The organism is Novosphingobium umbonatum (genome assembly GCF_004005905.1).
Classification (GTDB): Bacteria; Pseudomonadota; Alphaproteobacteria; order Sphingomonadales; family Sphingomonadaceae; genus Novosphingobium; species Novosphingobium umbonatum.
The window spans coordinates 69,872-84,489 of record NZ_SACO01000015.1; the positions used below are offsets into that span (position 1 = coordinate 69,872).

14 protein-coding genes are annotated in these 14,618 nt (G+C 60.9%); 6 read left to right on the top strand and 8 right to left on the bottom strand.

The features are described 5' to 3' along the window. Positions 1-277: 277 nt before the first annotated feature. Positions 278-553 (top strand): HU family DNA-binding protein, encoded by a 276-nt coding sequence (locus EOE18_RS15975; protein ID WP_127711343.1) that lies wholly within the window; start codon positions 278-280, stop codon positions 551-553. 85 nt (positions 554-638) lie between these two features. After that, on the top strand, positions 639-899 hold the full coding sequence (locus EOE18_RS15980; RefSeq protein WP_127711345.1) for a hypothetical protein: 261 nt from the start codon (positions 639-641) through the stop codon (positions 897-899). A gap of 70 nt (positions 900-969) precedes the next feature. Here EOE18_RS15980 and EOE18_RS15985 read toward each other — a convergent pair whose 3' ends face one another. After that, positions 970-1,572 carry a response regulator transcription factor gene (locus EOE18_RS15985; RefSeq protein WP_127711347.1) on the bottom strand — a complete coding sequence of 201 codons (603 nt, stop codon included), beginning with the start codon at positions 1,570-1,572 and terminating at the stop codon, positions 970-972. 603 nt (positions 1,573-2,175) lie between these two features. Here EOE18_RS15985 and trhO point away from each other — a divergent pair. Beyond that, positions 2,176-3,159: an oxygen-dependent tRNA uridine(34) hydroxylase TrhO gene (trhO, locus tag EOE18_RS15990; RefSeq protein WP_127711349.1), complete on the top strand. Its 984-nt coding sequence runs from the start codon at positions 2,176-2,178 to the stop codon at positions 3,157-3,159. A 14-nt stretch (positions 3,160-3,173) separates the two neighbouring features. On the opposite strand, the gene EOE18_RS15995 is transcribed toward trhO, so the two are convergent. Beyond that, a complete protein-coding gene (locus EOE18_RS15995; RefSeq protein WP_127711351.1) occupies positions 3,174-4,115 on the bottom strand; it encodes an AEC family transporter in 942 nt (313 codons plus the stop codon). A 536-nt stretch (positions 4,116-4,651) separates the two neighbouring features. Here EOE18_RS15995 and EOE18_RS16000 point away from each other — a divergent pair. From EOE18_RS16000 to EOE18_RS16010, 3 genes are all read left to right on the top strand, one after another. Beyond that, complete coding sequence (locus EOE18_RS16000; protein ID WP_127711353.1) at positions 4,652-5,845, top strand: helix-turn-helix domain-containing protein; 1,194 nt, start codon at positions 4,652-4,654, stop codon at positions 5,843-5,845. Between the two features lie 82 nt (positions 5,846-5,927). Beyond that, positions 5,928-6,575, top strand: a complete 648-nt coding sequence (gene parA / locus EOE18_RS16005; RefSeq protein ID WP_127711355.1) for a ParA family partition ATPase — start codon at positions 5,928-5,930, stop codon at positions 6,573-6,575. Positions 6,576-6,579: 4 nt separating this feature from the next. Continuing rightward, the gene (locus EOE18_RS16010; RefSeq protein WP_127711357.1) at positions 6,580-6,855 is read left to right on the top strand and encodes a ribbon-helix-helix domain-containing protein; all 276 of its coding nucleotides are present in this window, start codon (positions 6,580-6,582) and stop codon (positions 6,853-6,855) included. A 42-nt stretch (positions 6,856-6,897) separates the two neighbouring features. Here EOE18_RS16010 and EOE18_RS16015 read toward each other — a convergent pair whose 3' ends face one another. From EOE18_RS16015 to EOE18_RS16040, 6 genes are all read right to left on the bottom strand, one after another. After that, on the bottom strand, positions 6,898-7,266 hold the full coding sequence (locus EOE18_RS16015) for a copper-binding protein (RefSeq protein WP_127711359.1): 369 nt from the start codon (positions 7,264-7,266) through the stop codon (positions 6,898-6,900). After that, positions 7,263-10,394 carry an efflux RND transporter permease subunit gene (locus EOE18_RS16020; RefSeq protein ID WP_127711361.1) on the bottom strand — a complete coding sequence of 1,044 codons (3,132 nt, stop codon included), beginning with the start codon at positions 10,392-10,394 and terminating at the stop codon, positions 7,263-7,265. The genes EOE18_RS16015 and EOE18_RS16020 overlap by 4 nt, the downstream gene beginning before the upstream one ends. Next, positions 10,391-11,623, bottom strand: a complete 1,233-nt coding sequence (locus EOE18_RS16025) for an efflux RND transporter periplasmic adaptor subunit (protein ID WP_127711363.1) — start codon at positions 11,621-11,623, stop codon at positions 10,391-10,393. The genes EOE18_RS16020 and EOE18_RS16025 overlap by 4 nt, the downstream gene beginning before the upstream one ends. Next, a complete protein-coding gene (locus tag EOE18_RS16030; protein ID WP_246027488.1) occupies positions 11,620-12,834 on the bottom strand; it encodes a TolC family protein in 1,215 nt (404 codons plus the stop codon). Before EOE18_RS16030 ends, EOE18_RS16025 begins: the two co-directional genes overlap by 4 nt. Before the next feature lie 190 nt (positions 12,835-13,024). Further along, positions 13,025-13,387 carry a hypothetical protein gene (locus EOE18_RS16035; protein ID WP_246027489.1) on the bottom strand — a complete coding sequence of 121 codons (363 nt, stop codon included), beginning with the start codon at positions 13,385-13,387 and terminating at the stop codon, positions 13,025-13,027. 603 nt (positions 13,388-13,990) lie between these two features. Continuing rightward, on the bottom strand, positions 13,991-14,618 hold a 628-nt coding region (locus tag EOE18_RS16040; RefSeq protein WP_164852792.1), incomplete at its 5' end, for a methyltransferase family protein.

Sequence of the window (14,618 nt, forward strand, 5' to 3'; positions counted from 1 at the left end):
CGAAATCTATGCTGCGACGCAATAAAGGGGGTGCCTTTCAGGCATCCTCTCCCTAACTTTCAAAAGGGCCAGCCTAACCGCTGGCCCATTTTTTTGCCCTGCGCCGGTCTGTCGGCCGGCGCGGGGCGATGCTTTGCATGCGATACCGGGGGCAAAAGCTGGTGGAAAACCGCGCAAAACTGCGGTGGAACGCCCATTCCAGCGGCTAATTTCCTAGACGAGCCTGCGATTGGCGGTTAGGCAACCGCTTCAACATGATTTCAAAAGGGTTGAGAAAATGAACAACAGCGACCTCGCTGACAAGCTGGCAGCCTCGCAGGACATCACCAAGGCTGATGCCCGCAAGTATGTCGACGCCGTGTTTGCAGCGATTGCCGATGCGGCTGTGGCGGGCGAAGAAATCTCGCTCAACGGCTTTGGTAAGTTCAAGGTCAAGGAATCGGCTGCTCGTGAAGGCCGCAACCCTTCGACGGGCGAAACGATCCAGATCGCCGCTTCCAAGAAGCTGTCGTTTGCCGCTGCCAAGGCGGTGAAGGACAAGCTGAACGGCTAAGCCGGCAAACGGGGCTGGCGCTGCGCCTTTGCCATCTTGGCGAGGCAGCCGGCGCCAGCCCAGCCTTTTATCCAAAGGCAGGATTATGGCGCGAAAAAAGCGCTATCTCACCGCCACCATGCCCGATGGCTATGTCAAAACCATCGGCCCTACGGCGGATAATTTCACCCATTACTGGCGCATTGTGGCCCAATTGGCCAATGGCAAGACGGAAGTCTTTTGGGGCCATACACGTACGCTGGCCGAGGCGCGCAAGAAGCGGCTGCCGCTGCCCGAGGCCGCCAAGATGCGCGGTTGGGTCAGCTATCAATTCGAAATTGCGGAATTGGTGGAACAGCCAGCCTGAGGGGCGGATGTTACGATTCTGGCCGCCCCGCTTGTGGCAAGGGCGGCACTTTTGGTGCAGGGTCGTAAGATCAGGCGACGAGCGAGGCTTCGATCGCGATCTTGATCGCTTCGGACGAGTGGTTCGCCTCCAGCTTGTTGAGCATATTGGCGCGATGGATTTCCACCGTGCGGGCCGAAATCTGCAGCGTTTCGCCGATCAGCTTGTTCGACAGGCCACGGGCAACGCCTTCCAGCACTTCCTTTTCGCGACGCGTCAGGCGGGCGACGCGGCTGCGGGCTAGGGCTTCGCGCAGTTTCGCATTGCCGATCACATCGGCCTTACGCTCCGCTTCCGCCAGAATGGAGGCAACTTCGGTGCCCGAGGTGGGCCATGCAAAATAGTCAATCGCGCCTTCGATGACGGCATTAACAATGCGGCGCGTGGTGGGATTTTGTTCATAGGCCACCACCGGCATCCATTGCCCCCGCGCAGCCATAGAGGCCAGCAGTTGGATGATTGTGTCGCCCTTGTCATGCACCAGAAATAGCCCACCCTTGGGCCAGCGCGTTGTTAATTCATCCAAACCTTCGAAAGGTTCGGCATGGACGCCGCATCCGGCAAGGCAGTGCGAAATCGCAGCCCGTCGGCTCGCATCCTGGTCGATTAAGGTAACGTTGGTCTTCTCGGTCATAACCACCCCCTGCTGGCTGTGGTTAATGCATAACCTGCAATGCTTAGGAATTAACCCCGAGAACCATCCGGATTAATGCTTATAATTCACCATAATGGACATACCCTTGCCGTTTGTTACGGGGGCATGTAATTATTATTCGTTACCGGAAAGGGTTAAAAATAAAGGCCGCAGTCTATTGGTGCATTCGGTAAAGTCCGGAAAGAGAAATACTCCCTCGGGCAAACCGAAATGCACCTGTGCGACCGAGCTTCGGCATTTACCGCGGCGAGAAACAATTCACGTCCGGACTAGCCGTTAGGCTCTCAAAGCTTGTTTGATGCGCCTCCCCCTAGCCAAAGATTAATCCTTTGCAAGGGGCTACGCAGAGAAACTTATGGGCAATTCCATAAGGAATGATGGAAAACAGCAATTTAGCGCGATCATTCTTTGGTCTGATTTGTGGATAAAATTCGTTTTCCCGCCACAAAAGTGAAATTCGGGCGGCATTTTTGACCCGAATCAATGCGAATCACAGGGGCTGGGGCAGGCGAAAACGGGTCACGAATCTTTCCCAATCTGTCTGATTCGCGCTATGCGCGCCCAATGATGAGTCAAAATCCTATGTCCCCCGATCTGCCTTTGAACCAAGTTGCCGAGCAGGCTCCTGTTTGCGTTGCCGCGCTTTATCAATTCGCGCGCCTGCCCGATTACAAGGAGCGGCGCGAGGCGCTGTTGGCTTTGTGCGAGGCCGAAGGGATCATGGGGACCTTGCTGCTGGCCAGCGAAGGGGTGAATGGCACGATTGCGGGCAGCCATGACGGCATTGCCAAAGTGATCGCGCATATCCGCAGCCTGCCTGGTTGCGCGGATCTGGATGTTAAATTGTCCGGCGCGGACACCATGCCCTTTTACCGGATGAAGGTGCGGTTAAAGCGCGAGATCGTGACCATGGGTGTGCCCGACATCGACCCCTTGTCGATCGTGGGCACCTATGTGCAACCCGAGGACTGGAACGCCCTGATCGCGGACCCCGACACGATCGTGATCGACACGCGCAACGATTATGAAGTGGCGGTGGGCACGTTCCGCCGCGCGATTGACCCCAAGACGCGCAGCTTCCGTGAATTTCCCGAATGGTTCCGCCAACAGCGCGAGGCCTTGTTAGGGCAGGGTAAACCGCCCAAGGTCGCCATGTTCTGCACTGGCGGCATTCGGTGCGAAAAATCCACCGCCTTCCTGAAACAGGAAGGGGTGGAGGAGGTCTATCACCTCAAAGGCGGCATCCTGAACTATCTGGAGAAAATCCCGCAGGAGCAGAGCCTGTGGGATGGCGAATGTTTCGTGTTTGACCAAAGGGTGACGATTGGTCACGGGCTGGCGCTTGGCTCTTATGACCTGTGCCACGCCTGCCGCCGCCCGATCAGTGCGGAGGATGCCGCATCCGAGCGTTATGAGGAAGGCGTCAGCTGCCCCGCCTGCTATGACGAGCGGACCGATGAGCAGCGCGCCGCCTATCGCGAGCGGCACCGGCAGGAAGCCTTGGCCGCCGCGCGGGGTTATCAGCATGTCGGCGCCAAAAGGCTGGACGAGGCGGAGGGGGATTAACCTCCCCCTGTCGGCTATTGGGCTGGCAGCTGGACACCCAGCGCCATCATCAGGGCGATCAGGGTAAAGAATGCACCGATGGTGGCCACCAGCAGCGCCGCGCTGCAGGTTTCGGTATCATCGGACCGTTGGGCCAGAATGGGGAAGATCGAGACCATCGGCATCGCCGCCAGCAGGATGATGCAGGTGTGGAACATCGGGTCGGCAATGGGCATGATCAGCAGCAGGCCCATCACCATCGCGGGGTGAAGCACCAGCTTGCCCAGCGTGATCAGCCCGATGGCCCCGCGCCGCCCATGCAGGCTGACGCCGGCCAGACTGGCACCAATCGTGACCAGCGCCAGCGGGGCCGAAGCATTGGCCAGCAAGCCGATGGCTTTCACCCCCGCCGGGGGCAGCGCCCAACCCGCCAGTGAAAACAGGCAGCCCAGTGCAATCGCCACAATCATCGGGGTGCGGATCAGCCCTTTGAGCACCGTGCCCAGCAAGGCGCCCCAATGGTGGGTGCTTTTCTCGCTGGCCTCCAGCAGGACCAGCACCAGCGGCAGCATGACGAAATTCTCGATCAGCATGTTGAGCACAATCGGCCCCGCCGCCGCCGCGCCATAAAGCTGGGTCAGGATCGGGATGCCGACAAAGGCGCTGTTGGTGCAGCTCATCCCGATGGCGCGCACGGTGCTGACCGCCAGATTTTCCTGCCGCCGGAACAGGGCAAAGCCGATGGCAAAGCTGATCAGCGAGGCGAGCCCATAGACCAGCAGATAATCTGCGCGGAACACTTGCGCCATGGGCGCGGCGGACAGGGATTTGAACAGCAGGGCAGGCAGCGCCACCAGCAGCACAAAACGACCAAAGCCCCTGATTTGATCCGGCGCGAAAACCCCCTGACGGCCAAGGAAAAAGCCGAGGCCGATCAGAATGAAGACCGGAGCGATGACCGAGAGCAGCAACAGCATGGGCGCTGTTGTTCAAGCTTGGTGCGCAAAGGTCAAGCGCTTAGGTTTTTGCGCCTTTTGGAAAGAATATCGCTTGCTGCTCTGAAGGGCTCTATCGGACAGGCGCCAGCGCATCGGCGGACGTTCATGGACGTCGGCAGGCGATGCCGTGGCGGAGACGCCGGGATTCGAACCCGGGGAGCCCCAGTTAGGGCTCGACGGTTTAGCAATTCACGATCCGAACGCTCCCAAAGCGGCCAATTACGGGAATATCGCCTGTTTTTATGGCGTTAGGGCCTGCGCAGAACGCGCAAGACGCGCATCGAAGCGCAACACCTTCCGTCACAAAAGTCGGCACACCTCCTTTGGCCGCTTGGGCCATGCTGAAAACCGTTGTTTTGACGCCAAACGCGCAACACGCGCAGTGACGACAGTCGGCGAACCGTTGGAAGGTCTGCCACCCTTGCCTGCGGTCCTTTGTATAGCTGCAAGGCGACGGCTGCTGATTATCCTGCCTCGCGCGCAGGGGCAAGATTTGCATCGAGGGGAGGGGCAACATGAGCACCACCCTTGCCCATAGGGGGCTGCCTTCAGGCGTCGGCCGGTTTGACCTGCTGCGTCTGTTCGAACAGGTGGCGAGGCCGGGCTTTGGTCTGTCCTCGACAGCGGTCGCGCTGGTCCGGCATTATGTCCTCAAGACCATGGACGGCGATTACTTCTCGGGCCGGATCTGCGCTGTGTGGACGCAGGCTTGCCGGTTCGCCGAAGCCTTGGGCCTGACGCCCCGCTCGATCAATTCGGCCGAGCGGGAGTTGGAAAAAGCAGGCTTCATCGTCCGCAATGCTGGGATCAATGGCGAGCGCGCTGGCGACCGGCAAGGTGGGATCGTGGTCTGGGCCGCAGGCATCAATCTGGCCCCGCTGGTCGAGCGCTTTGGCGAGATGCAGGCCAAGGCCGAGGCGCTGGAACTGCAAGCCCGGGCCATCCAGCAATGTCGCGCCGAGATTCGCCAGTTGGGTCAGCGCATCCGTGAGGCTGGTGACGATGATCTGCGCGAGCGGGCCGAGACCATCCTGCCCGATGGACGCACGGCGCGAATCACCAACATCGACCGCCTGATCGCCATCCGCGAGGCCTTGTCCGCCATGCTCGCTGCCGTTGAATTTGTGCCGGAACCCGATCCCCGTGCACTGAAAACTTCCGACGCGCCGGAAGAAAACTGCGCACCCAATATACAGGACAAAAACTCATCACGAAGGCGTACTGCACCAGCGCGCGATCCGCTCGATCGCATCCGCCCCGCGACCGCGCTGCTGGTGGCCACCGAGAGCTATCGTGGCATCGTCGAAGCACTGGGTGGACCAACCTGGCCCAACCTCGTCGAGGCATCGTGGCGCAGTTGCGGTCGGCTTGGGATCGCCCAGAGCACCTGGGGCCGGGCTTGCCAGCAGTTCGGGCGGGAACGGGCGGCGCTCAGCGTGTTGCTGATCGACAGGAATGCCGAATTGCCGCTGGGCCATCGCTATCGGGTGGGCTCACCGGCAAGGTGTCTGGCGGGCATGGTGCGGCGGGCGGGATCGTCAGGCGTGAACCTCGCGGGGCTGTTCCGGGCCACGGAGCGTAACGTTCAGGAGGTGCCTCCACAAGCTGCGCCGCATGAGTCCCCCATCGAGCCGCAAGTTGGCCCACTGGCCAATCTGACCGCGAAGCTGCTGGCTAGCATGGAGCGGCGCGTCGCGCCTGACGGGTGAAGCTGCTCAGCATCTTACCAGTCCAAACGTCCACACACTCACAAGTCCACACGTCCACATGTGGACGGGCAAGGAAAATTCCATGACCATCATAGCCATCGTCAGCCAAAAGGGTGGCTCGGGCAAAACCACGCTGTCGGTGAACCTGGCCGCTGCTGCTGAGGCCGCTGGAGCCGTCTCGCTCATCATCGACACCGACCCTCAGGCGACCGCCAGCCAGTGGGGTGCTTGGCGATCTGACAAGGCTCCGGAAGTGATCGACAGCGCTCCCCCGCGCATCCAGTCCAAGGTTGATGCCGCAAAAGCACAGGGCGCGACCTTCATCGTGATCGACACGCCACCCCATGCCGATAGTGCAGCCAGCAGGGCGGTGGAGGTCGCCGATTTGGTGCTGATCCCTTGCCGCCCGAGTGCCTTTGATCTCGCAGCCATAAAGACCACCGTCAGCCTCGTACGCCTGTTCGGCAAGCCAGCATATGTGGTCTTCACTGCCGGCCCGCCCCATGCGCCGCGCATGTATGAGGAGGCGGTTGAGCTGGTGCAGGGCTTCGGGATTGAGGCTTGCCCGTACATCCTGCCGGATCGGGCTGTCTATCGCCACGCCAGCGCAGCGGGTGCCTCGGTCATCGAGTTTGAGCCAGAAGGCAAGGCAGCCGCCGAGATCACCGCACTTCACTTGTGGACCATCGCGCATGTGAACATGTCCACAACCGCACGAGAGGGAGTGTAAACACATGAGCCGCTTTGCCAATCTCGCTGACAAGCCAAAGGCAACCGCCCAAATTTCCGCTCCGGGTAATGGAGCGGATGCCCGTGTCTCCACACCGGCCAACACCCCTCCCAGATCGAACAGCCGCGCTGGGCGCAAGGCCATCGCCGCTTACTTCTCGCCTGAGATGTCGCTCGCCATGCACGTTTGTGCCCGCAAGCATGGCCTCAGCCTGCAAGAACTGATGGCTGAGGCCTTCAATGACGTTCTTCGAAAATACGGATCAAGCCCTATTGACTAGTCAGCAGGGCAGCTTCCAGTGAGGCAGGAATAAATCACGTTATTAAATTTTCGTGATCTTTGTAATTAAACCGCTTTTGCCATCCCAGTCGAGTTCAAACTCTACGTGATCTCCAACCTTGAGGTCTTTCAGCTGTTCCGCCGTCGCCGCGAAGCTCATGGTCATGCCGGGCCATCTGAGCGCCGCAATCTCCTTATGATTGAGGGTGACGGTGCCCTTGGCGGCATCGATTGCCGTGATCGTGCCGGTGCTCGAACCGTGCTGCACTGCGGCACCCGTGGACATGTTGGACATGGCCTTGTCGGCGCCGGAGGGGGTTGCAGCGGCTTGTGGCGCTTCTGCCTCCTTCTTGCACCCCGCGAGCGAAGCGGACAGCGCTAGGCTTGAGGCCACGATAAGCATTTTGTTCATGACAGTTCTCCTTGGTTTGGAACAGGCAACGGGAATTTTCGGCGCATCAAAAGGTATGCGGCGGGGATAATCAGCATCGAGAGAAGGGGAGCGGTCAGCATTCCACCCACCATTGGCGCGGCAATCCGGCTCATAACTTCCGATCCGGTGCCACCACCCACCAGCACCGGCAGCAGACCGGCGAGGATTACAGCCACGGTCATGGCCTTGGGCCGGACTCGGAGCAATGCGCCGTCACGCACCGCTTCGGACAGGTTGCCATCCTGGCGCACCTCGAGCGCGTGCTTGAGGTAGATCAGCATGACCACGCCGAATTCAGCAGCCACCCCTGAAAGCGCAATGAACCCAACCGCAGTGGCGACCGACTGGTTGTAGCCGAGCCAGTACAGCAGCCACAGCCCGCCCGTAAGGGCGAATGGCAAGGTCCCCATGATCAGCAGCGCCTCGTCCCAACGGCGGAATGTCAGGTACAGCAGCCCCAGAATGATCGCCAGGGTCACGGGGATCACCAGCTTCATTCGCTCCTTGGCCCGCACGAGAAACTCGTACTGGCCAGTATAGGAGACGCTGACGCCGGGGGGGAGCGTCACCTTGGTTGCGATGGCGTGCTGGATGTCGGTGACCATGGTCTGCATGTCGCTGCTGCGCCCGTCGACGTAGATCCAGGTGACCGGCCTGCCGTTCTCGCTTCGCAGCATCGGCGGGCCTTCGCTGATGCCAATCCGGGCGACAGACCCGAGCGTGATCTGCTGGCCGGACGGCGTTAGCACGGGCAGATTGACGAGCTTATCCGGGCTATCGCGGATCTCGCGCGGGTAGCGCACCTGGATGGGATAGCGCGCGAGGCCTTCGACCGTCTGTCCCACGGTTTCGCCGCCGATGGCGCCTGATACGACCGATTGGACGTCGGCGACATTGAGCCCATAGCGGGCAGCAGCAGCGCGATCGACATCGACATCGATATAGCGTCCCCCGGTCAGGCGTTCTGCCAGCGCCGACGCAACGCCGGGGACCGTGCGCACAACCTGCTCGATCTCCTTGGCAGTCCGGTCGATCTCTCCAAGGTTTGCTCCTGCGACCTTGATTCCGACCGGACTCTTGATGCCGGTCGCCAGCATGTCGATCCGATTGCGGATCGGCGGAATCCAGAAGTTTGCGAGGCCCGGTACTTTCACCCGTGCATCGAGTTCATCGACCAGCTTTTCGGGGGTCATGCCCGGGCGCCACTGATCGCGCGGCTTGAAGCGGATCGTGGTCTCGAACATTTCGAGCGGCGCCGGATCGGTAGCGCTCTCTGCCCGCCCCGATTTGCCAAACACGCTCTCAACTTCGGGCACAGTCTTAATCAGACGGTCGGTCTGCTGGAGCAGTCGGGAGGCCTCGGCCGGCGATAGCCCAGGAAGCGCCGAGGGCATGTACAGCAGGTCGCCTTCGTTCATCTGCGGCAGGAATTCGCCACCGATCCGGGTGACGGGCCAGAGTGTCGACGCGAAGATCAGCGCGGCGATGGCGAGTGTGGGCTTCGGATGAATGAGCACCCAGTCGATTGCCGGACGGTAGATGCGGGTAAGCCAGCGGTTGAGCGGGTTGGCGTCCTCGCTTGGAATCTTGCCACGGATGAGCAGGCCCATGAGCACCGGAATGAGGGTGATCGAAAGCAATGCCGCCGCCGCCATCGCGTAGGTCTTGGTGAAGGCAAGCGGTGAGAACAGTCGACCTTCCTGGCCCTGCAGGGCAAAGATCGGCAGGAACGAGAAGGTTATGATCAGGAGGCTGAGGAAGAGCGCCGGACCGACTTCCGCAGCCGCAGTGCTGATCAGGCTCCAGCGGGTTGCCGCATCGGGTTCTGTCTCCGCATTCGAATGTCGCCAGCGTTCGAGATGCTTGTGCGCGTTCTCGATCATGACCACTGCGGCGTCCACCATCGCGCCGATGGCTATTGCGATGCCGCCGAGCGAAAGGATGTTCGCATTGAGGCCCTGCAATCGCATGACGATGAAGGCTATAAGGATCCCGAGCGGCAACGTCAGGATTGCCACCAGTGCCGAGCGCGCGTGCCAGAGGAACAGCGCGCAGACGAGCGCGACAATGATGAACTCCTCGACCAGCTTGTGTCCTAGATTGTCGACGGCGCGGTCGATCAGCCCCGAGCGGTCATACGTCGGGACGATCTCAACCCCCGCCGGCAGGCTCTTCTTAAGCTCAGCAAGCTTCGCCTTGACCCCGTCGATCACCGCCCGCGCGTTCTGGCCCTGACGCATCACGATGACGCCGCCGGCGACTTCTCCCTCGCCATTCAGCTCCGCGAGCCCACGTCGCATTTCCGGACCAACCTGGACGGTGGCGACATCGCCCAGGGTCACCGGAACACCGGCATCGCTGCGCAGCGGCGTGGCGCGAAAATCGTCCAGCGTCTTGAGATAGCCGCCGGATCGCACTGTGTATTCAGCTCCCGCCAGTTCAACGCTTGATCCGCCAGTTTCCTGGTTTGCGCGCTTCAGGGCCTCTGTCACCTGATCTGTGGTAATGGCATATGCGGCCAACTTCTGCGGATCGACGATGACCTGATACTGTTTGACCATTCCGCCGATACTGGCGACCTCGGCGACGCCCGGGACGGTCTTCAGTTCGTAGCGCAGGAACCAGTCCTGCAGGCTTCTAAGCTGGGCCAGATCATGCCCGCCGGTCCGATCGACCAGGGCATATTCGAAGATCCAGCCCACCCCGGTGGCGTCAGGGCCAAGCGCAGGTTTCGCTCCCTCGGGCAGGCGACCTTGAACTTGGTTCAGATATTCGAGCACCCGGCTGCGCGCCCAATAGAGGTCGGTCCCGTCATCAAACAGTACGTAGACGAAACTGTCGCCAGTGAACGAATAGCCCCGCACCACGCGCGCGCCAGGAACCGAGAGCATGGCGGATGCAATCGGATATGTGACCTGATTCTCGACGATCTGCGGTGCCTGCCCGGGATAGCCGGTGCGGATGATGACCTGAACGTCCGAAAGATCGGGCAAGGCATCGACCGGGGTCGTGCGCAGGGCGAAAATGCCGAGCATGCTCAAGGCCGCCGCCAGGATCAGCACCAGATTGCGGGCCTGGACCGAACCACGGATGATCGCGGCGATCATTGCGCCGATCCAATCGGCCGGGCGGGAATGCCGCTGAGGCTGGCCTCGGAATCAAGGAGGAACTGTCCTGAGGCGACGACCTTTTCGCCAGCGGCCAGACCCGCGAGCACTTCGGTCTTGCCGCCTCCCTCTCGCCCAAGGCGAACCTCGGCGGGCCGATACCGGCCATCTGCCAGTGTCAGGATAACGAGGTTGCGCGCTCCGGTTCGGATCACCGCTTCAGTGGGAACGAGCAGACCCGGCTGGCCGCCATCCCCAAGCGCGACCGTCGCGAACATGCCCGGCCTTAAAGCTCCTCCGCGATTGGGAAGTTCGATCCGCACTGTCAGAGTCCGGCTCTCGGCTTGGGCAATCGGCAGAATGGCTATGATGCGGCCGCCAAAGAGCTGCCCGGGGAAGGCAGACAGGCTCACGCTGGCGTGTTGACCCACACGCACTGCGCTGGCCTGGGCTTGCGGGACTGCTGCGTTGAGCCAAACCGTGTCGATGCCGCTCACCTGCGCGAGGGTCTGACCTGCTGACATGGCAACCCCAGCCCTGGCGTCGAGAGTCTGGATGACACCGCTAATCGGAGATGTGATTGTGATCGTACCTTTCGTGCGTTCGGAACGCTCGACCTGCGTGATCAAGGCGTCAGACATGCCGAGCAGTCTCAAGCGCTGTCGTGCTGCCGCTGTAAGGTCGGGGCGTCCAAGACGACGCACGGCAAGAAACTCACCCTGTGCGCCGCCCCATTCGGGCAGCTGGAGATCGGCGATCGGCGCCCCCGCGACAATGACATCACCGGGCGCGCGGCCGTAGACCCGTGTCACGAACCCACCGGCCCGCGCCTGAATCACCGCGACGTTGCGTTGATTGAAGTCGATTGTGCCGGTAACGGTCAGGGAACTCGGGAGCGAGCCGACTTCGGCCGCCACAACACGCATTCCGAGGTTCTGGCGGGCTGACGGGTCGACTTTGACCCCCGGCGTCGTGCCGCCAGCCTTCTCCTCATCGGCATATTTCGGGACGGTCTTCATGCCCATGGACGAGAGTGAGTTCGGGTTGTCATAGTGCTCTGCCGGCACCATCGGATCGTACCAGTAGAGTACCTTTCGCTCCGTTCGGGCCTTTTCGCCGACATCAGGCGCTCCGCTGCGACCGAGCCAGAATCCGCCCGCTCCCGCGACGAGTACGATCGCCATGATACCCGCGCTCCAGCGCGCGGCATTTTTCGCGTCCAGCTTCATGGGCGCCCCTCCCTATAGGTATAAGTGATCCGCACTGCGTCACGGGCGACATCCGCCTCGCGCGTCAGCGCATCGACTTCGGCTTCGGCCAGCGCGAGCGAGGACAACAGGGCACTGCCGAGATCGAGCTTGCCGGCCGCATAGCTTGCCATGTCCAACTCCGCCCGCCGCTTGGCGAGCGGTACGAGCGTGACGCGCGCGTTGTTCAGTTGCCGCCGGTGCATATCATAGTCGGCAAGATCAGAACTGAGTGCGGCGCCGAGATCGCGCTCACCGGCAACCCGGTTCAATCGGGCGCGTTCGGCTTCTGCTTCCCGCGCTGCGATCAGCGGATCTTGCCGCTTTCGAGCGAACAGCGGCAGGTCGATGCTCACGCCTACCGAAACCATGTCGCCAAAGACAGGAGCGCGGTGCCCATAGCTGGTGCTGACCCGCCAGTCTGGGCGCTTGGCCGCACGGGCCATATCAGTTTCGGCATTGGCCGCTGTAACGTCCGCATCAAGCGCTGCGAGGCGCGGCGTCTCGCTCAGATGAGCCCGAAGATCTTCACGATCGATCTCGAAGATCGGGAGATCTCCGATTACGTCCGCCGCTGTGTCGCCTGTCAAGCTGGCGAGTCGGGCCTGAGCCTTGGTGACTTCGGCCTCGAGTTGTGCCCGGCGATCGTTGATTGCAGCGCGCAGCTGATCCGGTTCATAGGCCTGGCTCGGCCGGGCGGTACCTGAGGAGAGCCGTGCTGTGACTGTTGCTTGAAGGTCGTTGAGACTGGCGTCGAGTCCCTGAAGCTGAGCGAGTCGGCGCTTCGCATAATAGAGATCGATCCACGCCACTGCGGCGTTCAAGCGCACTTCCTGTGCGCTCACCGCGGCACCAGCCTGGGCCGTGCCGATCGCGGCGAAGGCCCGCGTCCGCTCGGCCTGCCGCTTCGCCGGATTGGGGAAAGCCTGCTCGATCCCCACGCGCGCCATCGTCATGCTTTCCTGACCGGGCCGGAAAGCAGGTGGCCCCGAGATCGGGAAGTTGTCGATACCGACTGACACAGAGGGATCAGGCAGTTGACCGGCCGCGACCGCGCTGGCGCGAGATGCGCGCAAGCCAGCCTCGCCCGCCAAAATTGCGGGTGCTTGTTCCGTTGCCTTTTCTACGGCTGTCTGAAAGGTCAGTGGCTCTGCCCAGGCGGCACTGCCCATGGCCAGCGTGGGAATCAGCATAAATATTCGCATCATTGTGTCCTGGTCGGACCAGAAGCTCGATCTACCGTCTTGCCGGGGGTCCGCGCGGTGGCCGCGCGCAATGGACCTCTATAGGAGACGCGAAGGATCAACCGGCATGAGAGGGCTCAGTGCCTCATCTGGCTATATGGCGAGGCTGAACGCCGCGTCATATAGCCGTTCAAGCGGCTTAGCTCAGATGCGTAGGGGGCTCAGGTTCAGGACCAAAACTGCGATCCGCGAGTGGGATTGCCGGCGCTGGATGCAGCAGCCCGACACCGGCATAGCGAACAGGCTCGACCGCAAGAGGAGGCAGGACAGCAAGCGGAATAGCGCAGCCCATCTTAGCGATACACTCGGGGGTCAGCCCATGACAGGGCTGGCTGTCCGCCGAAGTTTGGAGCGTGATCCCCATGGCCTTGGCGCAGTCAGGGTCCATCTGTTCTTGCTGATCTTGTGCGGCCTTGAAATTCATCTGCGCGAATGCAGCTTCCTGACCGACCAGGCCGAGGAGCGCTGCAAATAAAAGCGCAAGGACGAGCACACGTAACACCGAGCTACACTGCCACAAACCCGGTCGTCAGGAAAGTGAAAAGACCCTCATGAACCATTTTGTCAGCTGGTTAAGCTTTGCCGGCATCACGGACCATACTCTGAACGCACCAGCGAGGGTAGAAACGGTCGAGGATCCAACCAACCGGATGCCAGGGCCAAGGCGGAAGATTGTAATCGATGAACACGGTGAGTTCAGCACTTTTGCCAGACTCGACGATACCAAAAATCCAAGCGGTAATCGCCTATCACCAGCAAGCGGGGGTGCCCACGGGTCTCCCAAACTTTTAGGTATGGGGGATTGCGCTCGGTAACGACCTCTTCGACAAGGAGCGCCAACCCTGCGACGCGTCCGGACATCACGATCCTTGAGCCAACCTCCATTCCGCGCCAATCATCGATGGTGAAGTGCATCGCTCCGCCGGCCATCATCGAAAATGAGCGAGCCATATGCGCCGCCAGTCGTCGATGATCATCCAGGCGCGAGAAAAGTTGCCGCGCATCCATCGGCACGATGGCCGTACTTGCCCAGGAGTGGCGATACCTGCAGGCTAAAGTTCGGCTCTTGGGAGGTATTTCCATGGCCCTAAACTTCGCACCGTAACTAACTCTGCATTTTCTGGCCTTCGCTCCGGCTGAGGCGTGGGACAAACGCCGGGACCCGCTTCATGTATTGGCGATAGGGCTCGCCGAATTCGCGCAGGGCATCCTGCTCTTCGTGCAGAGCAAGGCGGATATACATAACGACCAGAACCGGAAACATGGCAAACGTCAGCAGCGTCGGCCATTGCAGAAGGAAGCCAAACATCACTGCGATGAAACCTGCATATTGAGGATGTCTGATGCGACTATATAGGCCGGTCGTTGCTATTTCATGCTTGCGCTGGGCGTTGTGAAGTACGTTCCATGCCGATGAAATCAGCATGAATCCTCCGCCAATGAATAGGAAGCTTGCAAGATGGAATGGTCCGAAATGCGGGTTGACCCGCCAGCCGAACATCATTTCAAGCAAGTGGCCTGAATCATGAGAAAACCAGTCAATTCCGGGATAGCGGGTCTGCAGCCAGCCCGACAGCACATAGATTGTCAGCGGGAAACCGTACATTGTCCGTCGTCGAAACATTTGGCGCAAAGTTGGTATGTTGGTAACGGAGATATGGCCTCGTCTGGGTTTGGGTTTTAGGCGGCCAGCTTGCGGTGTTGCAAGCGGCGATGTTCGATGGTCTGCTTCT